The following is a 20,926-nucleotide window of genomic DNA, read 5'->3' on the forward strand; positions in this document are numbered from 1 at the left end:
GCGCGGTGGAGATGTATCGGCGGATGCGCGCGGCCGGCGGCGAACCACTCGATATCCGGATGCTGTGGGCGCTGGCGTGCGCGATTTCCGGCAGTAACTACCGGTATCTCGCCGCCGCGCGGAAGCGGGAACCGGCGGCGGCGCTGCACCGCTCGCCGGAACCCACCCGCGACGTCACTTACTGAGACCCGCGTCTCCCCACATACCGTTTCCGGCCTGGCTGCAACTCTCCAAATTGCCGCCGACGAACAGGAAACTGATGGTGAGATTCTGCACACCCGTCACCGGGATGTCGACCTTCGGCGCTTCACCCGCGCGGACATTTCCGGAGTTATAGATCGATTTGTTGTCGGCGATCACTTCGAACTGGAGGACCGATTGCGAATTGCCGCCGTCGGCGATGCCGACGGTCGACGAGAAACGGGACCACTCACGGTTCAGGTTGTAGGTGTGGGAGACCTCGGTATCGCAGCCGCTGAACTGTTGATAAATCGAATGCGGGTAGGAGACGCCGGCCAGCGGCATCGATCCCATATACGCCGGACCACTGGTGGGCGTCATATCGGCCAGGTACTGCTGCGGTACCGCGGGGACCGGCGGGGCGGGCGGCGGGACCGGTGCCGCACTGGAGGTGGTGGTCGTAATCGCTTGTGCGGTATCGGAATCCGCGTCACCGGTGCCCGTACCGGTGACCAGGGAGACGACGAGTCCGACGATCGCCAACCCGATGCCCACACCCGAGACGATGAGCACTCCGCGCTCGGCTCCACCGCCGGACGGACCGGGCTCGGCGCCCGTCGTCAGCGAATGGGGGCGCGGGATCGGCCCGCGAGTGGGTTCGGTTGGATTGGACACGCGCACACTCTTCTTCGACGGAACTCGACGGAACCCGGTCGGGCGCCGCAGCAGAGATATACCACGCCGGGTAGGGCTATGGAATTGGAGCGCTTCACTCGATTGTTCCGCCGGGGAGCCGATGTTCGCAAGTACACCGGCGGGCAACGCCTCGGCAATGAAATAGACGGCACGTTTTCGGGTTTCATCGGTCCGGACCGGATGGGCCGGCCGGCGAACCGGATTTCGACGCGCTTCCAGGGGCGGACGTCCCGATTGTTGCGACCTCCGGCGGTTATCCACCTGGAGTCCCCGCCGGTATCGGGCCCGAGGTCCGCGGAACCGGGGCCGCACCGGGCGGCCGAGGGGTGACGATCGCCATGATCGGAACGGGCCGATCGGTACGGTAGGGTGTCGGTAGTACCCGCGCCCGATGCGCACCCACGTACTATCCGTCGCGGATTCCAGCCTTTCGCGTCGGGACCCGCGACACCGCCACCTCGTGTAGGCGCGGACGAACGGTCCGAACGGACGTCGCGGTATCACCTCCGATGCCGAAAGGCCCCCATATCTTCATGCCTGCCCATACTGCTGCCGCGCGCTCGTTCCCCGATCTCGGCGTGCCCGCCGATATCGCCGCCGCGCTGGCCTCCGGTGGTATCACCGAACCGTTCCCCATCCAGGCCGCGACCCTGCCCGACTCGCTGACCGGGCGCGATGTCCTGGGTCGCGGGAAGACCGGCAGCGGCAAAACCCTCGCGTTCGGCATTCCGCTCGTGGCACGGGTCGCCGGTAACCGGCGCGCACCGAAGCGGCCCACGGGCCTGATCCTCGCGCCCACCCGGGAACTCGCCACCCAGATCGCGGCCACGGTCACCCCGCTCGCCGAGATCCGCGGACTGCGCGTCACCACCGTATTCGGCGGTGTTCCGGTGAACCGGCAGATCAGGGCGCTGGCGCAGGGTGTGGATATCGTCGTCGCGTGCCCCGGCCGGTTGGAAGACCTGATGAAACAGCAGGCCCTGACGCTGGACTCGGTGCGGGTGACCGTCCTCGACGAGGCCGACCATATGGCCGATCTCGGCTTCCTGCCGGGTGTGACGCGGATTCTCGCGGCCACGCCGTCCGACGGGCAGCGGCTGCTGTTCTCGGCCACCCTGGACAACGGCGTCTCCAAGCTGGTCAACCGGTTCATGCGGGATCCGGTCTCGCATTCGGTCGACGACGAGGCCGCGCCGCCGCCGAAGATGGAACACCATGTCTTCGAGGTCGGCGGGGCCGCCGCGAAGAAAGAACTCGTCCGGGCCCTGGCTGTGGGTGAGGGCCGGCGCATCCTGTTCATGCGCACCAAACACCACGCCCGGCGGCTCGCCGGGGAGCTGACCAAGGCCGGGATCGCCGCCGTCGACCTGCACGGCAATCTGTCCCAGCCCGCCCGCGACCGCAACCTCGCGGCCTTCGCCGCGGGCACCGCGAAGGTGATGGTGGCGACCGATATCGCCGCCCGCGGTATCCACGTCGACGATCTCGAACTGGTCGTGCACGTGGACCCGCCCGCCGAGCACAAGGCCTACCTGCACCGTTCCGGCCGCACCGCCCGCGCCGGCACCGAGGGCACGGTGGTGACCCTGGTGCTCCCGGACCAACGCAAGGATGTGGCCGCGCTGCTGCGCAAGGCCGGGATCACTGTCGCCCCGCAACCGGTGACCGCGACTTCGGCGGCGGTCACCGCACTCACGGGCGGCGCGACGCCACCCCCGGTCACGACCGTTTCCCGGCCCGCCGCCGGGGAACGGGACGGCGCCCGGCCCGCCGGCGGTGGGCAGGGCCGCTCCCGAGGCGGCCGTGGACGCGGTGCCTCGGCGCGCGGACGCGACGGCGGATCCGCCGCCACCACCGAGCACGCGACCCCGCGCGGAGGTCGGCGGGGCGGGAACAAGCCCGCCGAGCGGACCGGTGCGGCGGAGCACGCCGGCGCACGTGCCACCGGCGCCCGCCGTGGCACCGGCGCCGGGAACCGCGTCGGCACGACCGGGCACACCTCCCGGCAGCCCGCGACCGGACGGCAGCAGGGCACCGGCGGTCAGCAGTCGTCGAACGCACGGAACACCACCGGTGGCAGCGCCCACCGCGCGGAATCCCCGCGCGGGTCGCGACGGCCCCGCCGGGCAACGCGGCCCGCGGGCTGAACCAGCGGGGTGCCATCCTCCGCGGGCCCGAGGCCGGCTGATCTCGGCGGCGGTCACCACCGGCCGATCCCAGGGGTCCGAACGACCGCCACGGGCCGCTCGGCCGGTTCCGTGGCGCCGCGGTGGGGCACCCGGACCTATCCGGCGCTATGCCGATAAGCCAGCGGGAACAGGTTCTCCAGTCGCACGATCGGCCGTGACTATCGCCGCCGCGAAGCCGGGCGGTCCACGCACACACTGACCCCATGACCGTTGTGGGGAGTACACCCGGCCGACCGATCGAACCCGATCCCGGCGGCGCTTCGTCGCGCGGATATGTCACCGCGGCCCTTCCGGCCGGCGCCGGACCGGCGGTCTGAGCGCCATGGCGCGACTGCGGATCGACGGCGTATCCAAGCGTTTCGGGCCGGCCGACGCCGTGAGCGAGGTGACGCTCGATATCGCGGACGGCGAGTTCATGGTCCTGCTGGGGCCCAGCGGGTGCGGTAAGTCCACGCTGTTGCGGCTGGTGGCCGGGCTCGAAGAGCCGACCGCGGGCCGGATCCTGCTGGACGATACCGATATCACCGGCACCGCCCCGCAACAGCGCGACCTGGCCATGGTGTTCCAGAGCTACGCCCTGTACCCGCATCTGACGGTGGCCGGCAATATCGGATTCCCGCTGCGATCGCGACGGATGCCCCGGGCGCGGGTCGCCGCGCGGGTCGCCGAGGTGGCGGCGGCGCTGGAGCTTTCGGAGCTGTTGCGCCGCCGGCCCGCGGCACTGTCCGGCGGGCAACGGCAGCGGGTCGCGCTGGCCCGGGCCATGGTCCGCGAACCCGGCGCCTTCCTGATGGACGAACCGCTGTCCAATCTCGACACCAAACTGCGCGGCGCCACCCGCGCCGAACTCGTCGCATTGCACCGCCGGCTGGCCACGACGTTTCTCTACGTCACCCATGACCAGGTCGAGGCGATGACGATGGCGGATCGGATCGCCGTCCTGGACCGGGGCCGGATACAGCAGGTCGGCACACCCGCCGAACTCTACGATAATCCGCGATCGACCTTCGTCGCCGGATTCCTCGGGGCGCCGCCGATGAATCTGCTGCCCGCGACCGTCACTCTCCGTGACGGACTCGTCCGTGCGGTCGGCGAGGGGCTCGATACGGCTCTGCCCTTCCCGGCCGCCGAATTCGACGGCGACACCGAGGTCGTGGTGGGGTTGCGACCCGAACAACTCCGGCTCGACGCGGACCGGCCCGGTTTGCGCGGGGTGGTGACCCGGGTGGAGAACCTGGGCGGTGAGGTGCTGATCCACTGCACCACCGGCACGCACACCCTGTGCGCCCGGGCCCGGCGGCCGGTCGGCGTCGGCGCCGGCGAGGCCGTCGGTCTGAGCATCGCGGCCGCCGATATCCATCTCTTCCATCCCGATTCCGGGCTGCGCCTCGGCCTTCGCCCCAGGGAACACGTATCCGCCGGTCAGAAGGCCGGTATCGCAGGTAGCACCCGATGAGGAGATTCACCGTGAAACGCATCACGGCCGTACTGGGTCCGGTGTTGGCCGCCGTCCTCACACTGAGCGCCTGTGGCGCCCCGGGCAGCGCCCCCGGAACCGGCCCGGGCGCGGCACCGGTTCCGGAACTGGCACCCGGGCAGCAGGTGTCCATCGTTTTCGAGTCCTACAACTACGGGCTCGCCGGCCCCTGGACCGATACGTTCGACTCGCTGATCACCGAATTCCGCCGGAAGTTCCCGAATATCGCGGTGACCGCGCAGAAACCGCAGGGCAACAGCCCGAATCCGGCCGGTGACACCGTGTCCAGCATCCAGAGCCAGATGGTGGCCGGGTCCCCGCCCGATATCGCGCAGCTCGGCTTCAGCGATCTGGACTTCACCGTGAACCGGCTGGGCGCGCGGCCGCTGGATGTGCTGTTCGGCGGCGACGCCGTGCGGGCGAATTTCGACGGCGACCGGCATGCCTACGCGCCCCGGGCCCGGACGCTGGCCGATTGGGACGGACACACCTACGGTGTGCCGTTCGTGTTCTCCACCCCGGTCCTGTACTACAACGCCTCGCTGTTCGCGGCGGCCGGACTGGACCCGGGGCGGCCGCCGGCCACCTGGCAGGAGGTGAGCGACGCCGCGGCCGCGATCGCCGGGCGAACCGGGCGCGGCGGTGTCTACATCGATTGCCTCACCGAGGCCGCCAAGGACTGGTGTTTCCAGTCGCTGGTGCGTTCCAACGGCGGCCGGGTGATCGCCGAGAACCGCGCCCGCCTCACCTTCGCCGACACGCCGGCGGTCGAGGTGGCCGCGATGGGACAGCGTCTGGTCGAGTCCGGGGCGATGCCGCGTTTCAATCAGAAACAGGGCTACGAGGCGTTCGCGCGTGGTGAGATCGGCATGATCCTGGAAACCAGCGCCATCCAGGGCAATTTCGTGAAAGGCGCCGCGAGCGGCTGGGATCTGCGCTCGGCGCCGATGCCCGCTTTCACCGGCCGCCCGACGGTTCCGACGAATTCCGGCGCCTCCCTGTACATCCTGTCCGCCGACCCGGCGAAGCAGCGCGCTTCCTGGGAACTGATCAAATTCCTCACCAGCGAGCACGCCTATACCCGGATCTCGCAGTACATCGGGTATCTGCCGCTGCGCACCGGCTTGATCGACGACCCGGCCGGTCTGCTGGAGTGGTCCCGGCGCAACCCGCTGCTGGCACCGAATATCGCCCAGCTCGCCGCCATGGAGCCCTGGATCTCGATGCCGGGCGACAACTACCTGCAGATCCGGGACGGCATGATGGCGGCGGTCGAAGCGGTGGTGTTCCAGGGCGCACCGCCGCAGGCCACACTCACCGCGGCCCGGGACCGGCTCAGTGATCTGCTGCCCGCGTCATGAGTACGGTCACGATCGTCCAGTTCACCGACACCCATATCCGCCCGGCGGGTGAACTGATGCACGGCACGGTGGACACCCACGCCAACCTGGTCCACGCACTGGACCGGCTACGCGCCTTCGGCGAGCCCATCGATGCGCTGGTGCTCTCCGGGGATCTGACCGATACCGGGTCGCGGGAGGCCTACCGGCGGTTACGCGACACGGTCGAACCGGTGGCCGAGCAATTGCGCGCGAAGACGATCTACGTGATGGGCAACCATGACGAGCGGGGCGCGTTCGCGGCGGAACTCGGCACCGGCACCACCGCGGGATGGCCGGGCAGGGCTACCGGCGAACCGGGCCAACCGGTCGCCGGAGCGGCCGGTCCCGGCCGGCCACTGGACCAGGTGCACGATATCGCCGGGCTCCGGGTGGTCGCTCTGGACAGCACCACACCGCACCGGCACGACGGGCGGCTCGGGAACGGGCAGCTCGAATGGCTCACGGCGGTGCTCCGCGAACCCGCCCGGCACGGCACGCTGCTGGTCCTGCACCATCCGCCGATCCCCTCCCCCGTGGCGACCACTCAGGCCCTGCGCCTGCGAGAACCGGAACGGCTGGCCGAGGTGATCGCCGGGACCGACGTGCGGCTGATCATCTGCGGTCACAACCACTACACGGGCGCGGGCGCGCTCGCGGGGGTACCGGTGTGGGTGGGCCCGGCGCTCTCCTACCGGATGGACCCGTTCGCCCCCGCCGGCCGCCATCGAGGCCGCACCGGATACGGATTCGGCCGCATAGATCTGCTCGGGCCCGATCTGGTGGCCACCGCCGTGGAGACCACCCCCGCCACGACGATCTACGACCGGGCCGAACAGGACGCGCTGGACCAGCTCGCCGCCCTGCATTCCGGGGAGGGCTGACCGATGCTCGTGGTCGAATCGCCCGCAGCGGAGCCCGGCCTCGCCTCACCGGGGGCCGAGCGGAAGTCATCGGTCACCACCCCCGGCGGCCGGGCCCGCCGGTTCGCCCGGTCCACGGTCCCCTACCTGTACCTGGCTCCGGCGCTGGCACTGCTCGTGGTGTGGGTGTACCGGCCGCTGGTGCGAGCGGTCGAACTGTCCACCTACTCCTGGAGTCTGCTCCCGACCGCGCCGGCGCAGGGGGTCGGCGCGGACAACTACCGGCGCCTGCTCGGGCTGGCCGATTTCTGGGACTCGCTCACCCGCACCGGCGTGCTGATCGCCGGGCTGCTGCCGTTCACCCTGCTGCTGCCGGTGCTCATCGCGCTGGCGAGCCGCCGGATCGGGCGCCGGGCGCGCACGGTGTATCACGCGTTCGTCTTCGCGCCGTTCCTGGTCGCGCCGGTCGCGGCGGCGGCGGTCTGGCGCTGGCTGCTGCATCCCGGCAGCGGGTTCGCGGGCCGGATCCTGGGCTCGGACCGCAACTGGGTCTATGACGCGGATACCGCGCACGCGGTGATCATCCTCGTCACCGGCTGGCAGCTCGTGGGATTCGCCGTGGTGGTGGTGTGGGCGGGCCTGGCCGGGATCAACGGCGAGTACGAGGAGGCGGCCCGGGTCGACGGCGCGAGCGCGGGCCGGATCCGGCGCCGGATCACCCTGCCGCTGCTCTCCCCCACCCTGGCCTTCCTGCTGCTGCTCACGGTCCTGCTCGGTCCGGCGCTGACCTTCCCGCTCATCGATTCGATGACCCAGGGCGGGCCGGCGCAGGCCACCACGAATATCTATTACCTGCTGTGGGACTACGCCTTCCACAGTTTCGACGCCGGGCTCGGCGCCGCGGCCGGGGTGCTGCTGTTCGCCGGGTTCTCGGTTGTCGCGGCGATACTGCTGTGGATCTCGGAGAAGGTGAGCTTCCATGACGACTGACCGGCTCCGGGCCGCGGCCGACCACCTGCTGCTCGCCCTCGTCGCGGGCCTGTGCGTATTCCCGATCTACTGGCTGTTCGCGACCTCGCTGCGGCGGCCGCAGGACGTGACCGCCCTGACGCCCGTACCGTGGCCGCTGTCGGTCGCCAACTATCAGGACGCCGCCCGGGAACTCGATATCGCCGCGTTGATCGGCAATACGTTCTTTGTGGCCGCGCTCTCGGCCGCGGGACAGCTGCTCATCGCCCTGTTCGCCGCCTACGCCTTCGCCGTGTACACGTTTCCGTTCCAGCGGACGCTGTATCTGGCCTTCGCGGGCGCCTGGCTGGTGCCCTTCCAGGTGACCATGCTGCCGAACTATGTCCTGCTGGCCCGGCTCGGCCTGGTCGACTCCCTGCTGGGCGTGGTCGTGCCGACACTGTGCTCGGCGCTGGCGGTGCTGCTGCTACGCCAGCATATGGCCGGGTTCCCACGGGAGCTGCTGGCGGCGGCGAAGATCGACGGCCGGTCGTCGTGGTCGATCCTGTGGACGGTGGTGGTGCCGAATCTGCGTCCGGCGCTGGCCGCACTGGGGATCCTGCTGTTCATCAACGCGTGGAACGAATATTTCTGGCCCGCCGTGGTGTTGCGTGGATCCAACAGTGTGCTGCAGTTGGGACTGCGCAGTTTCATGGGCACCGAGGGCGATCAGTGGGGACCGATCATGGCGGTGGCGGGGCTGGCCTGCCTGCCGGTGCTGGTCCTGTATCTGCTGCTACAGCGCCATATCGTGAACGCGTTCGTACGGTCGGGTCTCAAATGACCACGGCCGGGCTCGGATCCGGCGACTCGTCGTGGCGGCGCAGGTCCGGTGCGTCCACGCATTCCAGGAACAGGTCCACGGCCGGATTGGTCTCGCCGGTCCGCCACACCGCGTACAGGTCCAGTGTGGGCACGGGGTCGGCGAGTTTCACCGCGACGGTGCCGGTGCCCTCGGCGCCCATCCCCATGGAAACCGCGCGCGGCAGCGACGCGAACCCCACCAGCGGCCGGACCGACACCATATGCGCGGTGGCGCCCGGGTCATCGGCGGTATGGGCGATCGAGAGCGAGATCTTCGCGGCGGAAGCGGCCCGCAGCAGCGAGTCGTACATCGCCGGGCACTGCTCCCGGGCGAACAGCACACAGTCCTGGTCTGCCAGTTCGGCGAACGAGACCCGGGTCCGGTGTGCCCAGCGATGCCGGCGCCCGACCACCGCGACCATCGGAACCCGGTGCAGTAGCCGCCGGTACCGGAACTCGGCGGTACCGGGATGTCCGTAGACCAGGGCGAGATCCAGCGAGCCGTCGGCCAGGGCGGCCAGTTGCGGACCGGTGCGCTTCTCCCAGAGCGAGACCTCGATGGCGGGATGCCGGTCGGTGAGCCGGGCGAGCGCGTTCGGCAGTACGTGCCGGCTGGCGGGCAGGTTGTAGCCGATGGCCAGGGATCCGGCCCGGCCTTCGGCGGTCGCCTTGGCCGCCCGCGCGGCACGATCCAGCTGAGCGACGACCTGCCTGGCCTGATGCTCGAATTCGCGACCGGCCGGGGTCAGCCTGACCTCGTGCGAGTTCCGCGCCACCAATTGCACGCCCAGCGCTTTCTCCAGTTTCTGCAATTGCGCGCTGAGACTGGGCTGGGTGAGATGCAGGCGATGCGCGGCGCGGCCGAAATGCAGTTCCTCGGCCAGAGCGAGGAACGAGACCAGATGTCGGAACTCCATACCGCCGGCTCCTTCTCCCCCTGCCCGTCACGGTAGCGGGACGGGGTAACCGAGGATGAACCGTGACCGCATACGCGGCACCGGTTTCGTTGCGTACCGGTGAACCCCGTCCGACCAGGTCGTGGCCGGTGGAAACACAGCGCGCGAGCGGGTTCGACTGGTCACCCACGATCGCGATCCGAACCCGGCCAAATGCGTCGATACCGCCCCGGCGTTCCCCGGCGACCCACGCTTCCCCTATGTCCCGGCGCAGACGTTCATCCGCGACCTCACCCTCGCCCAGGTCCGCACCATCGACTGCGGGTCCCGGCAGTTGGCGGGTCAGCCGCGGCAGCGCACCGTGCCCGGAGCGCCGATGCCGCTGCTGTCGGAGGTGTTCGATCTCGTGCGCACCGCCCGCGCCGACACGGTGCGCTTCAATATCGAGACCAAGGTCGAGGCGGCCGCTCCCGAGGAGACCGCCCCGCGCGCGGATTTCGCACGCATCGTCGTCGACGAGATCCGGCGGGCCCGGCTGACCGATCGGGTCACCGTCCAGAGTTTCGACTGGGCGGACTCACCACGGTGCGCACGCTGGCCCCCGAGATCCCGCTGGTCGCCCTCACCAACGGGGCGCAGTTCCTGGAAGCGGACCGGCCCGGCCGTTCACCGTGGCTGGGCGGACTCGATATCGACGATTTCCCGGGCACGCTGCCGGAGAAGTACGTGGCCGCGGCGGCGTCGCTCGGCGTCGCCGCGGTCTCGCCGGTGCACGGCGACCCGCAGGACGGCGGCATCGGCGATCCGGGTTACCGGCCCTTCACCACCCGGGCACTGGTGGCCGCCGCGCACCGGCACGGGCTCCGGGTGGTGCCGTGGACCGTCGACGATCCCGCCACCATGGCCGCCGTGCTCGATCTCGGCGTCGACGGCCTCATCACCAACCGGCCCGATCTGCTACGAGATCTCCTGGCGGTCCGCGGATACGCGCTACCCGAACCGGTTCGCGGCTAACGCCGGCTCACCGCGCGTATTTCCGGATACCCGCGCTGCCGCGGCGACCGGCCCCGCGTGCGGTGCCGGGGTATGCGCTGGATCCCGGACAGATCCCGGCGCACCACGTGGTTGCGGTCGGCGAGCGACCCCAGGCTGTACCGGGACTGCAGCCCGAACAGCTGGGTGCGGGTGCGCGCACTCCAGCGCCGGGCGGCGGCGCTACGGGTGGTATGGAACGTCACCATGTATCCGCCCTCGTAGAGGCGCAGCAGGGCGTAGCCCGCGGGATATTCCTTGATCGAGGAAACCTCCAGGAATTCCACCGCGAGCTCGGTATCGGGCCGGGTGCGCCGGTTGCGGTGGGTGTGGCCGCTGTGCTGCAGGAACACCCCCGGCGCCCGCGGGTAGAGCCGATGCAGGGTAGCGGCGTCGTCGCGGTCGAGGACGAATCCGGGGCCGCCCAAATTGCTGCGACCGGATTCGCGGGTCACGGGGTGGTGACCGAAAACCAGGGTGGGACGGTCGGGGTCGTCGCGCAGCAGACCGCGCAGGCGGGACAGCTGTTCGGCCTCGATATGGCCACCGGCACTGTCGAGATGGGTGGTGTCCAGGCCGATCACCCGCAACCCGCCGAGGTCGTGGTCGACCAGGCGCTGCCGGGGCAGGAACCGAGGTCCCCAGCAGTCGTGGTGCCCGGAACCCGCCAGCGGCGCTCCCGACTCCCAGTCGGCGCCGACCCGCGGCCGGTCGTGGTTTCCCCGGCACACCAGCAGATCCCGGCCGAATTCTCCCCAGCTGTCCAAACGGCGGCGCAGGGCACGGCATTCGGCCGGTGTGCCGTCGTTGGTGAGATCGCCCGCCAGGATCAGATGCTCGACGCCACGATCGGGTTCGCGCACATCTTCCAGCAGTGCGTCCAGCAGCACCGCCGGATACGCGGGCATACCGGGCTCCTGCCGCACCCCGGTCGGCAACCCGGGCACGATCTGCCCGCTCACCTCCTCACCGAAATGCAGGTCGTTGGCCAGCGCGAGGGTGCGCATCAGCCGGCCGGGAGGTGGTACCAGGGTGCGGAACTCCGTCGCGGATTCGTCGTTCCACCAGCTCAGTGGCGACCCGGAGACCGCCCGCACACCGCGCGACCGGGCGTCGAGCCGGTATCGGCGGCCGGGTTCGAGCCCGGTGATCTCCACATAGTGGAACGGGGTGGGCGTGCTGTCGTAGTGCCGCACCGGCAGCGGTTTCGCGGAATCGGCCGGACCGAGCGCGAGTTCGGTATCCGAGGCCACCGGACGCCAGCGCCCGATCGCGTCGGGCGCGGCGGTCGTCCAGGTCACGGCCACCGATTGGTCGCTGACGGTGACGATTTCCAGATCGCGAGCCACCATCGGGAAGGCGGCGGGCGCGAGTAGCGCGAACCCACCCGCGGGTGTGGCGGCGGCTGCCGCGGCGGCGAATGCGGTGAGTACGGTCCTGCGTGAAGCCTGATATCGGCCCATCGCAACCCCTGGGGTTTCGCGGTTGCCTCGACGGATCCGACAGTATCGGCACAATCGTGCCACTCGGTGAACGGCGATCGAGCCGAAAGGGACGGTTCACCGGCGGTTTCCACCGCACCCCACCCGGCGCGTCGCCGGGGGTACACCGGGAATTCGCCGAGGCCGCGCGCGGGCGCGGAATTCCCCTCCGCACAGGCGGACCGCCCGCCGCCGCAGGCGCGGCGACGGGCGGTCCGGAACGGGCTCAGTGCGCGATAACCGGTTCGCCCTCGGCCGGAGCCGGGAGCGTATTCGGCAGCAGGAAGCCGAGAACCACCGCGCCGAAGGCGAAGATGCCGGTGGCCCAGGCGAAGCTGGTGGTGTAGCTCTCGATGGCCGACTGCGCGACGGTGAGCCGGTCCGGTGTCCGGGCGGCGAGATAGTCGCCGGCGGCCGAGGCCGCGATGGTGCTCAGCAGCGCGGTGCCGATCGACCCACCCACCTGCTGGCTGGTGTTGATCATCGCGGACGCGACCCCCGCGTCGTCGTGGCCGACCCCGGCGGTGGCGCTCTGGAAAGCGGTCGACATGGCGCCACCCAGCCCCAGACCCAGCAGGATCAGCCCGGGCAGGATATGCGTGGCGTATCCGGTGTCGAGACCGATCCGGGTGAGCCAGGCCATACCGACGGCGGCGATCACGAACCCGCCGCTCACGACCACCTTGGGACCGAACCTCGGCAGCAGCAGCGAGGGCGTGGTGGTGGAGGAGGCCACCATCGCCGCCACCATCGGCAGGAACGCCACACCGGTCATGATCGGCGAATAGCCCAGCGTCAGCTGCATGTAGTAGGTGAGGAACAGGAATATGGCGAACATGCCGATCCCCATGACGAACACCGCCAGGTAGGCGCCGCCGCGGGTGCGGTCGAGCACGATCCGCAGTGGCAGCAGCGGATGCGCCACCCGGGTCTCGAGCCAGACGAACAGTCCCAGCAGGACCGCGCCGCCGATCAGGAACGCGAGGGTGGCCGAATCGCCCCAGCCCTCGCTCTCGGCGTGGGAGAACCCGTAGACGATGGCGAACAGTGCGGCGGTGACCACGGCCGTACCCGGGATATCGAGTTTCGGCCGGGCGCCGCCGGCATGCCGTGCCAGCAGCAGCACCGCGCCGACCAGCGCGACGGCCGCGAAGACCAGGTTCACGAACATCACCCAGCGCCAGGACGCCCATTCGGTGAGCGCACCGCCGAGCAGCAGGCCGATCGCACCGCCGGTACCGGCGACCGCGCCGAAGATACCGAAGGCCTTGGCCCGTTCCTTGGGTTCGGTGAAGGTCACCGTGAGCAGCGACAGCGCCGCGGGCGCGAGCAGCGCGCCGAAGACTCCCTGGCCGACCCGGGCCCCGACCAGCATCTCGAAATTGGTGGCGGCACCGCCGACGGCGGAGGCGACCGAGAATCCGATCAAGCCGATGATGAAGGTGTTGCGGCGGCCGAACAGGTCGCTGAGCCGGCCGCCGAGCAGTAGCAGACTGCCGAAGGCCAGGGCGTATCCGGTGATCACCCACTGCCGGCTCGCATCGTCGAAACCGAGATCGCGCTGCGCCTGCGGCAGCGCGATGTTCACGACGGTCGCGTCGAGCACGACCATGAGCTGGGCGACGCCGAGGACGGCGAGCACCCACCAGCGCAGCGCGTGGGAACCGCGTCTGCCTGTCGGTGTTTCCTGCGCGGAGGGCCCGCGCTCGATGGTGGTAGTCATCTCGCCCCTTGAAAGAAGGTGGTCAGTGGAGGAAAGATCAGATAACCGGAGGAAGTACCTCCGCTTTGATGAACGCTATCACAATAACGGAGGATGGGCCTCCACATAATCCCGGCGTTGCTAGAATGTGGCTGTGAAACACGCCACGACCCTGCGCGCACCGCGGCGGCTGCGCGCCGACGCCGCACGCAATCAGCAGCGCATCGTCGAGGCCGCCCGGGAACTGTTCGCCGATCGCGGGCTCGAGATCACGCTCGACGATGTCGCCGACCACGCGGGGGTCGGCGTGGGCACGGTCTACCGCCGGTTCGCCAACAAGAACGCGCTCATCACCGAGGTCTTCGAACAGAGCCTCGGCGATTTCGCCGACGCCGCCGAGGCCGCCGCGGCCAATCCCGACCCCTGGCCGGCCCTCGTCGAATTCGTCGAATACGCCTGCCGGCATATGGCGATCAATCGCGGCTTCGGCGAGGTGATCCTCGAACTGGACCTGGACACCGAACGGTTCCACGGCATCCGCGACCGGATCAAACCGGCCATCGCGGCGATTGTCGCCCGGGCCCGGGAGGCGGGCGTCCTGCAACCCGATATCGAGGCCTCGGACCTCTTCGCGTTGATCCATATGGTCGACGGTCTCGCCGAGTTCGCCAAACCGATCAACCCCGATGTCTGGCGCCGCTATATGACGATCACGCTGAACGGTATCCGCGCCGACGGTGTCGCGCGCCGGGACCTGCCGGTTCGCGCCCTCACCGACGACGAAGTCGACCGCGCCAAAACCGCCAAATCGGCCCCCTGCGGCGGAACCCGGCGCCGCTGACGCCGGCCCGGATCGCTAGGTCTGTTCCCGGTTCACGGTGAAGGTGGTGCAGCCGGGGGCGAGTACCGTCCCGCTCATGGTGTGATCGTCGAGTCCTGTCGCGGACAGATCCACCATCGAGTAGCCCTCGGCGGGTTCCAGCCAGGCGACCTGCTCGAACCGGGGCAGACCGGCGTGGAAGGACACCCGCATCTCGAAGGTACCGGTGTCGACGGACATATTCGACCGCACCGGATAGAACCGGAACTGGGCCCGCCCACCGGATTCGATGGTGAGAGTCAGCCCGGTATCACCCTGCACGCACGTATACGTCCCGACCCAGCGACCGGCGATCGCGGCGAGCTCCGGGGATTCCGCGGCGGCGGCGCCCGCATCCTCCGCGGCGATCGCGCTGCCCGATACCGTATTCGCACATCCCGGCAACGTCGCCACCGCGCACAGCGCGGCCAGAACAGTCCACCGGATACGTTTGCTCCCGCCCACGGATCGCAGCGTACTCGGCGCATCCCGTTTCCCGGAACCGGTGGCCGGATCAGGTGACCACGGCGCGGTCGGCACCGATGTGGCCCGGCCGGCGCCGGGGAGCGCGGACGCGGCGCACCGGATCAGCGTCGCGCGGGTACCGGCCCGGCCGAATCGCGCAGGGCCGCTTCCAGCCAATCCTGAACGGCGCCGGTGGTGCACCGGCCGCCGAGAACCTCGGCGGTGAGCGTCCAGTAGCGGACCGTGGCGGGATGCCCGGCGGCCGAACCGGACAGCAGCTTCCGCCTGAACGCCGCGGTGTCACGGCGCCCGCGTGCCCGGGCGTGCGCGGCGACGAACAGGTCGAGTTCCGGGCCGGGCAGCGGTGCGTCACCCGCCACGACCCGATCGGCGGCCGGGAGGTGAGCGAGGGCCAGGTCGGCGAGCAGACCACGCTTGTCCCGGATGGACTCCTCGTCCGGACCCCAGAGCTGCCGGGCCACCACCTGCCGCAGTACCGGGGTCCGGACGAGGCGGACCAGCTCGGCGAACGCGAGCACCTGCCGCGGACGCGGCGCGACCGGAATCGGTGGGATATCCATATCGGCGAACTCGTCGAAGAGCGGGGCGGGCATGACGGACAGCAGGGTCCGCCAGAAATCCACCAGTGCGGTGCGAACCGCGGCCCGGTCGGCCACCGCGGCCAGACTCCGCAGCGCGTCGTCTCCGCCGTCGGCCTGCTCCAGCGCGGACAGCACCGCGTGCCGCCAGGAGAGGTCGCCGAGTTCCGCCGCCACCGCCGCCCGCTGCGCGGCGATCGCGGCACCGGCCGTCCGTTCTCCGGCGAGGACCTCGGCGATCGCGGTCAGCCCCAGGCCGACGGCCCGTAGCCGCCGGATCGAACGCAACCGGTCGAGATCCGGCGGTGCGAACACCCGATGCCCGCCGGACGTCCGGACGGCGGTGAGCAGGCCTTCGTCGCAGTAGAACCGGATGGTGCGCACCGGGACGCCGGTGCGCACCGATGCCTCTCCGATGGTCACCGCGTCCCGCGGATATATGAGGTGAGTCACAGTTGCTGGAACCTCCACCCGGGTGGAGTTCCTACGGTACCGGAGACGATCCGAGCACTGGAGGTACCGAAATGGGCAGCGATCACACCGAAGAACTCGTCTGGGCCGCCGTGGCCGCCGAACGCCGGAGCCTGGCGGATCTGCTGGCCGACCTACCGGAAGCGCAGTGGGACCACCCGACGCTGTGCGCGGGCTGGCGGGTCCGCGATATCGTCGCCCATATCCTGCTGACCTCCCGGGCGCGGCTCGGATGGCTGCTCCTCCAGCTGGTCCGGGCACGCGGCAGCGTCGCGCGGATGAACTTCGAGACCGCCATCCGGTACGCCGGCAACAGCACACCGGAAGCCCTGCTCGACGAACTCCGCGCGCTGGTCCCCACCCGGCACCGGCCCGTCGCGACCACGGCGACCGACCGGCTGATGGATCTGGTGGTCCACGGTCAGGACATCGCGGTCCCCCTCGGCCTGCGCCGGGAGATCCCGGAGCAGGCCGCGGTGTGGTCGGCCGAACGGGTCTGGGAGATGGGGTGGCCGTTCCACGCGCGGCGTGATCTCGCCGGGCACCGGCTGGTCGCGACCGATGCGCGGTGGTCGGCCGGAAGCGGGACGCCGGTGCGGGCACCCATCGCGGAACTGCTGTTGATCATCACCGGCCGCAAACCCGTGCCGGCCACCTCGGACAGCTGACGGGAATTACCCGCACCGCCCGGTGTTGTCGTCGCTATGACCAGCGAGACCGCACCGCGCCGGCGCGAACTGCTCCGTGATTTCCTGCGCACCCGGCGGGCACGGCTACGGCCCGCAGATGTGGGCCTCCCGGCGGCGGGCCGCCGGCGCACACCCGGATTGCGGCGGGAGGAGGTCGCCGTGCTCGCGGGCGTGGGGGTGTCCTGGTACACGTGGCTGGAGCAGGGACGCGATATCACGGTGTCCGATGACGTCCTCGACGCCGTCGCCCGGACGCTGATGCTCAGCGAACCGGAACGGGCCCACCTCTACCTGCTGGCCGGGCTCAATCCGCCCCCGCCGCACTGCGCGCCGCGGGCGGCGGTGCCGCCGGAGATGGGGCGGCTGGTCGACGCCTGGCCGGGCCCCGCCGTCCTCCGCGACCGGTACTGGAATGTGCGGGCGTTCAACGACACCGCGGCGGCGGTATTCGGTTACGACGGCGGGGACGACAACTGCCTGATCACCTATTTCACCAATCCCCGATACCGGGCGATGGACGAGCTGTGGGCGGCGAACGCGCCCGCGGTGGTCGCCGCCTTCCGGGCGAGTGCCGCCCTCTGTCCCGGCGATCCCGAGCTCGCCCGGGTGACCGGCCGCCTCGACGCCGTGAGCCCGGAGTTCGCCGGCCTCTGGGCCCGGCAGGACGCCGGGGTCCCGGTTCAGGCGGTGAACGCGCTGCGCCATCCGCAGGCCGGAGCGTTGTTCTTCGACGTGACGACGCTGACCGTCGCGGACCGCGCCGAATGGCAGCTGGTGCTGTACAACCCCCGGCCCGGCACGCCCACCGCCGAGCGGCTGGACCGGTTGCGGCCCGTGGTTCCCGCCCACCGATCGCATCCTGGTGGTGGCACACCCACGATGAATACGCACTGTTCGCCCACTCCGGCCGCGCGCACGCTGAGTCCATGACATCCAAAGCTTCTCGATACGACGGCCGGATCGCACTCGTCACCGGAGGTTCCAGCGGTATGGGTCTGGCGACCGCGCACCGGCTCCTCGCCGAGGGCGCCGAGGTGATCGTCACGGGACGTGACCGGGCGCGGCTGGACACCGCGGTGGCCGAACTCGGCGGCCGGGCCACCGGAATAGCCGGCGACGCGGGCGATCTCACCGAACTGGACGCGCTGGCCACCACCATCACCGACCGCTTCGGATCGTTGGACCTGGTATTCGCGAACGCCGGTATCGGCGCGTTCGGGCCGGTCGCGGCGGTGACCGAGGCCGAGTTCTACCGCGTGGTCGACAGCAACCTCAAGGCGGTCTTCTTCACCGTCCAGAAGACCTTGCCCCTGCTGCGGCCAGGCGCCACAATCGTGATCAACGCTTCGTTCGCCCCGCACCGCGGCGCACCCGGCGCCGCCCTCTACACCGCCACCAAGGCCGCCGCGCAGAGCCTGGCCCGGACCCTGGCCGCCGATCTCGTCGAGCGGCGGATCCGGGTCAATTCCGTGAGCCCCGGCTATATCGACACTCCGGCCTTCCGGGCCGAGGCGTCCGCCGGGATCACCTCGGCGGTCGCCACCACGGTGGCGGCGGGAAGGGTCGGCCGTCCCGAGGAGGTGGCAGCCGCGGTGGCGTTCCTGGGGTCGGCGGAGGCGTCCTATATCAACGGACAGGATCTGCTGGTCGACGGTGGGCTGATCACCGTCGCACCGGCCGCCATGGTGTAGCCCGGCGCTCAGCCCTGCCCGGTACGGCGCGACCGGTCCGCCACGAAGACTGCGAACCCGTCCAGATGGCGGGCGAGACCGTACTCGAAGAGGGATTCCAGATCCGGCGGCGCGTCGTCGGACAGAGCCGCCAGCAGTGGGAACTCACCGCCGGCGAGCAGATCGCGTGCCCTGCCCCGCTGCGCCGCGTGCCATCCGGCCAGCGGGACCCCGGTGTCCTGCTCGGCCTCGGTTTCCTCGGCGATCGACATGGTCAGCGTGACGACCAGCGCGTGCAGGGTGAGCGCCTCGTGCATCCGTACCGGCAGGGGCAGGCCGAGGCCGTCCAGCGCGGCGAGGACCCATTCGGTCTGGGCCATCATATTGGGCGCGAGCAGGGGCCGGGTGAACGAGATGAGCCGCGGCAGCCACAGATGCCGCCGGCACAGCCGCCACTGCTCGTATGCGGCGAGCTCCAGATCGGCGCGCCATTCCCGCCCACCCGGCGCGGGCAGGTCGAGTTCGGCGAACACCTCGTCGGCCATCTCGGTGAGCAGCTCGTCCTTGTTCGCCACATACCGGTACAGCGACATCGGCCCGGCGCCGAGTTCGGCCGCCAGCCGCCGCATCGATACCGCCTCGAGGCCTTCGGTGTCGGCGATCGCGATAGCGCTGCGCAACAGGCGTTTGCGCTGGGAATCGCGATCGGCGGTCTCGGCTTCGCGTCGCGTGGGCGGCCGATCCCGGCCCGGCCCGGCGGTGCGACGGCGGGCGCCTGACGCGCGCACCACCGTCCCCGCCCCGACGCGCGTCTCCACCAGACCCTCATCCCGCAGGGTCGCCATCACCCGGGTAGCGGTCGCGATCGCGACCTCCCAGCGGCCGGCGATCTGCCGGATGGAGGGCACCCGGTCGCCCGGCTGTAGCCGGCCGTCGCGGATCCGGTCGCGGATCTCCCCGGCGATCACCAGATAGGGCGCTTCCGGACGCGGGGTCCTCGCCATGGTTCCTCCACTTCAGCGCTGGGTTTCCGGGCGAAGTGTACTAGAACACCAGCCCGGTGGACCAGTACACCAATTCGATCTCTACATCGCATATGGCAACGATATTGGGTTACCGTCGAACCGTACCGATACAGCGTACGCATTTCCGCGGCCCGGAGTTCGGCGGATCCGCCGGCCCGACCGTGACCGCGACGCCGCCGATTCGACGACACCCCAGGAGCGCCCTATGAACGGCCGGAACATCCTGATCTCCGGCGCCGGAATCGCCGGACCCACCCTCGCGTACTGGCTACACCGATACGGGTTCCACCCGACCGTGGTGGAACGGGCCCCCGAACCGCGCAGCGGCGGTCACGCCGTCGATATCCGCGGGACCGCCCGCCGGGTCACCGAGCGGATGGGCATCGTCGAGGATGTGCTGCGTGCCCACACCGGCGCCCGCGGAATGGCGTTCGTGGACCGCACCGGTAAGAAGGTCGCGACCATGAGCACCGAGGTCTACGGCGATTCGGGTGGACCCGTCGCGGAAATGGCACTGCTGCGCACCGATCTCGCCTCGATCCTGTACGAGCGCACGCGTGCCGATATCGAATATCTCTTCGGCGATTCGATCACCGCGGTCGACCAGCACGACGCCGGGGTACGAGTGGAATTCGCGCACGCGCCGGCGCGGCAGTTCGATCTGCTGATCGGCGCGGACGGCGTCCGTTCCACCGTACGTCGCCTGATGTTCGGCACCGACGAGCGCTACATCCGCGATCTGGGCTCCTACATCTGCATGTTCACCATTCCGGCGACCGTGGATCTCGACGGCTGGCAGCTGATGTACACCATGCCCGCGGGCGGCGGCCGCCCCGGCCGGACCGCCGCGCTGCGGCCGCACCCCGAACCGGGAACCGCCGCCGCGGGCTTCTTCCTGCGCTCGGCGCCGCGGTCCTTCGACCGCGGTGACCTCGACGCGCAGAAGCGGATCGTGGTGCGGGCCTTCGACGGTGACGGCTGGGAGGTACCCGGCATGCTGCGCGGGATCCGGGACACACCCGACTTCTACTTCGACCGGGTCCATCAGATCGAAATGCCCGCCTGGTCACGTGGCCGGACCGCACTGCTCGGCGATGCCGCCTACTGTGCCTCCCCGATGTCGGGTATAGGCACCAGTCTCGCGCTGGTGGGCGCCTACCTCATGGCCGGCGAACTCGCCGCCGCCGACGGCGATCACCGGATCGCCTACCCGGCCTACGAGCGGACCATGCGCGAATTCGCCGATCGCGCGCAGGAATTCGCGCGCGGAGCCGGTGACGGCGGCCTGATGCCCGCCAACCGGGCCCAGCTCTGGCTGCGCAACGGCTCGGTGCGGCTGCTGCCGTATCTGCCGAAACGCCTCGTCGGCCGCGGTATGGACGAACTGTCCACCACCGTCCGCCTCGGCGACTACCCCGCCCTCACCCACTGACCCGACCGA

At 70.3% G+C, this 20,926-nt stretch carries 20 protein-coding genes and 1 pseudogene; 14 read left to right on the forward strand and 7 right to left on the reverse strand.

Annotated elements, in window-relative coordinates; translation table 11 throughout:
• Positions 1 to 5: 5 nt before the first annotated feature.
• A complete protein-coding gene (locus tag ACWDU1_RS03500) occupies positions 6 to 185 on the forward strand; it encodes a TfoX/Sxy family DNA transformation protein (RefSeq protein ID WP_449995597.1) in 180 nt (59 codons plus the stop codon).
• Here ACWDU1_RS03500 and ACWDU1_RS03505 read toward each other — a convergent pair.
• Positions 175 to 855 carry an NPCBM/NEW2 domain-containing protein gene (locus tag ACWDU1_RS03505; protein ID WP_449995599.1) on the reverse strand — a complete coding sequence of 227 codons (681 nt, stop codon included), beginning with the start codon at positions 853 to 855 and terminating at the stop codon, positions 175 to 177. The genes ACWDU1_RS03500 and ACWDU1_RS03505 overlap by 11 nt on opposite strands.
• Before the next feature lie 554 nt (positions 856 to 1,409).
• Here ACWDU1_RS03505 and ACWDU1_RS03510 point away from each other — a divergent pair.
• From ACWDU1_RS03510 to ACWDU1_RS03535, 6 genes are all read left to right on the forward strand, one after another.
• The gene (locus ACWDU1_RS03510) at positions 1,410 to 3,023 is read left to right on the forward strand and encodes a DEAD/DEAH box helicase (RefSeq protein WP_449995601.1); all 1,614 of its coding nucleotides are present in this window, start codon (positions 1,410 to 1,412) and stop codon (positions 3,021 to 3,023) included.
• A 364-nt stretch (positions 3,024 to 3,387) separates the two neighbouring features.
• Entirely contained in the window at positions 3,388 to 4,521 is a 1,134-nt protein-coding gene (locus ACWDU1_RS03515) for an ABC transporter ATP-binding protein (protein ID WP_449995603.1), read from the forward strand.
• Positions 4,522 to 4,532: 11 nt separating this feature from the next.
• A complete protein-coding gene (locus ACWDU1_RS03520; RefSeq protein ID WP_449995605.1) occupies positions 4,533 to 5,903 on the forward strand; it encodes an ABC transporter substrate-binding protein in 1,371 nt (456 codons plus the stop codon).
• Positions 5,900 to 6,805 carry a metallophosphoesterase gene (locus ACWDU1_RS03525; protein WP_449995607.1) on the forward strand — a complete coding sequence of 302 codons (906 nt, stop codon included), beginning with the start codon at positions 5,900 to 5,902 and terminating at the stop codon, positions 6,803 to 6,805. Before ACWDU1_RS03520 ends, ACWDU1_RS03525 begins: the two co-directional genes overlap by 4 nt.
• Positions 6,806 to 6,808: 3 nt before the next feature.
• Positions 6,809 to 7,774: a carbohydrate ABC transporter permease gene (locus ACWDU1_RS03530; protein WP_449995609.1), complete on the forward strand. Its 966-nt coding sequence runs from the start codon at positions 6,809 to 6,811 to the stop codon at positions 7,772 to 7,774.
• A complete protein-coding gene (locus ACWDU1_RS03535; protein WP_449995611.1) occupies positions 7,764 to 8,576 on the forward strand; it encodes a carbohydrate ABC transporter permease in 813 nt (270 codons plus the stop codon). Before ACWDU1_RS03530 ends, ACWDU1_RS03535 begins: the two co-directional genes overlap by 11 nt.
• Here the strand turns inward: ACWDU1_RS03535 and ACWDU1_RS03540 are convergent.
• The gene (locus tag ACWDU1_RS03540; protein WP_449995613.1) at positions 8,569 to 9,513 is read right to left on the reverse strand and encodes a LysR family transcriptional regulator; all 945 of its coding nucleotides are present in this window, start codon (positions 9,511 to 9,513) and stop codon (positions 8,569 to 8,571) included. The genes ACWDU1_RS03535 and ACWDU1_RS03540 overlap by 8 nt on opposite strands.
• Before the next feature lie 121 nt (positions 9,514 to 9,634).
• On the opposite strand from ACWDU1_RS03540, the pseudogene ACWDU1_RS03545 reads away from it, so the two are divergent.
• Positions 9,635 to 10,389: pseudogene (locus ACWDU1_RS03545) on the forward strand (glycerophosphodiester phosphodiesterase family protein); the annotation flags it as partial.
• A 3-nt stretch (positions 10,390 to 10,392) separates the two neighbouring features.
• Positions 10,393 to 10,506 (forward strand): hypothetical protein, encoded by a 114-nt coding sequence (locus ACWDU1_RS03550; protein ID WP_449995647.1) that lies wholly within the window; start codon positions 10,393 to 10,395, stop codon positions 10,504 to 10,506.
• Here ACWDU1_RS03550 and ACWDU1_RS03555 read toward each other — a convergent pair.
• Positions 10,503 to 11,987, reverse strand: a complete 1,485-nt coding sequence (locus ACWDU1_RS03555) for a metallophosphoesterase (protein ID WP_449995614.1) — start codon at positions 11,985 to 11,987, stop codon at positions 10,503 to 10,505. The genes ACWDU1_RS03550 and ACWDU1_RS03555 overlap by 4 nt on opposite strands.
• Before the next feature lie 244 nt (positions 11,988 to 12,231).
• Complete coding sequence (locus ACWDU1_RS03560; protein ID WP_449995616.1) at positions 12,232 to 13,728, reverse strand: MFS transporter; 1,497 nt, start codon at positions 13,726 to 13,728, stop codon at positions 12,232 to 12,234.
• Positions 13,729 to 13,861: 133 nt separating this feature from the next.
• On the opposite strand from ACWDU1_RS03560, the gene ACWDU1_RS03565 reads away from it, so the two are divergent.
• The gene (locus tag ACWDU1_RS03565; protein WP_449995618.1) at positions 13,862 to 14,548 is read left to right on the forward strand and encodes a TetR/AcrR family transcriptional regulator; all 687 of its coding nucleotides are present in this window, start codon (positions 13,862 to 13,864) and stop codon (positions 14,546 to 14,548) included.
• A 15-nt stretch (positions 14,549 to 14,563) separates the two neighbouring features.
• Here the strand turns inward: ACWDU1_RS03565 and ACWDU1_RS03570 are convergent, their stop codons facing one another.
• Both ACWDU1_RS03570 and ACWDU1_RS03575 read right to left on the reverse strand, forming a co-directional pair.
• A complete protein-coding gene (locus ACWDU1_RS03570) occupies positions 14,564 to 15,031 on the reverse strand; it encodes a hypothetical protein (protein WP_449995620.1) in 468 nt (155 codons plus the stop codon).
• 122 nt (positions 15,032 to 15,153) lie between these two features.
• A complete protein-coding gene (locus ACWDU1_RS03575) occupies positions 15,154 to 16,083 on the reverse strand; it encodes a MerR family transcriptional regulator (RefSeq protein WP_449995622.1) in 930 nt (309 codons plus the stop codon).
• 71 nt (positions 16,084 to 16,154) lie between these two features.
• On the opposite strand from ACWDU1_RS03575, the gene ACWDU1_RS03580 reads away from it, so the two are divergent.
• From ACWDU1_RS03580 to ACWDU1_RS03590, 3 genes are read left to right on the forward strand one after another with little or no spacing between them, the layout of a single operon-like run.
• Positions 16,155 to 16,769, forward strand: a complete 615-nt coding sequence (locus ACWDU1_RS03580; protein WP_449995624.1) for a maleylpyruvate isomerase family mycothiol-dependent enzyme — start codon at positions 16,155 to 16,157, stop codon at positions 16,767 to 16,769.
• A gap of 36 nt (positions 16,770 to 16,805) precedes the next feature.
• The gene (locus ACWDU1_RS03585; RefSeq protein ID WP_449995626.1) at positions 16,806 to 17,720 is read left to right on the forward strand and encodes a helix-turn-helix transcriptional regulator; all 915 of its coding nucleotides are present in this window, start codon (positions 16,806 to 16,808) and stop codon (positions 17,718 to 17,720) included.
• On the forward strand, positions 17,717 to 18,481 hold the full coding sequence (locus ACWDU1_RS03590) for an SDR family oxidoreductase (protein ID WP_449995628.1): 765 nt from the start codon (positions 17,717 to 17,719) through the stop codon (positions 18,479 to 18,481). The genes ACWDU1_RS03585 and ACWDU1_RS03590 overlap by 4 nt, the downstream gene beginning before the upstream one ends.
• Positions 18,482 to 18,489: 8 nt before the next feature.
• Here the strand turns inward: ACWDU1_RS03590 and ACWDU1_RS03595 are convergent, their stop codons facing one another.
• A complete protein-coding gene (locus ACWDU1_RS03595; protein WP_449995629.1) occupies positions 18,490 to 19,464 on the reverse strand; it encodes a TetR/AcrR family transcriptional regulator C-terminal domain-containing protein in 975 nt (324 codons plus the stop codon).
• 226 nt (positions 19,465 to 19,690) lie between these two features.
• On the opposite strand from ACWDU1_RS03595, the gene ACWDU1_RS03600 reads away from it, so the two are divergent.
• On the forward strand, positions 19,691 to 20,917 hold the full coding sequence (locus ACWDU1_RS03600) for an FAD-dependent monooxygenase (RefSeq protein WP_449995631.1): 1,227 nt from the start codon (positions 19,691 to 19,693) through the stop codon (positions 20,915 to 20,917).
• Positions 20,918 to 20,926 lie beyond the last annotated feature (9 nt).

This window comes from Nocardia sp. NPDC003345 (assembly GCF_053589395.1).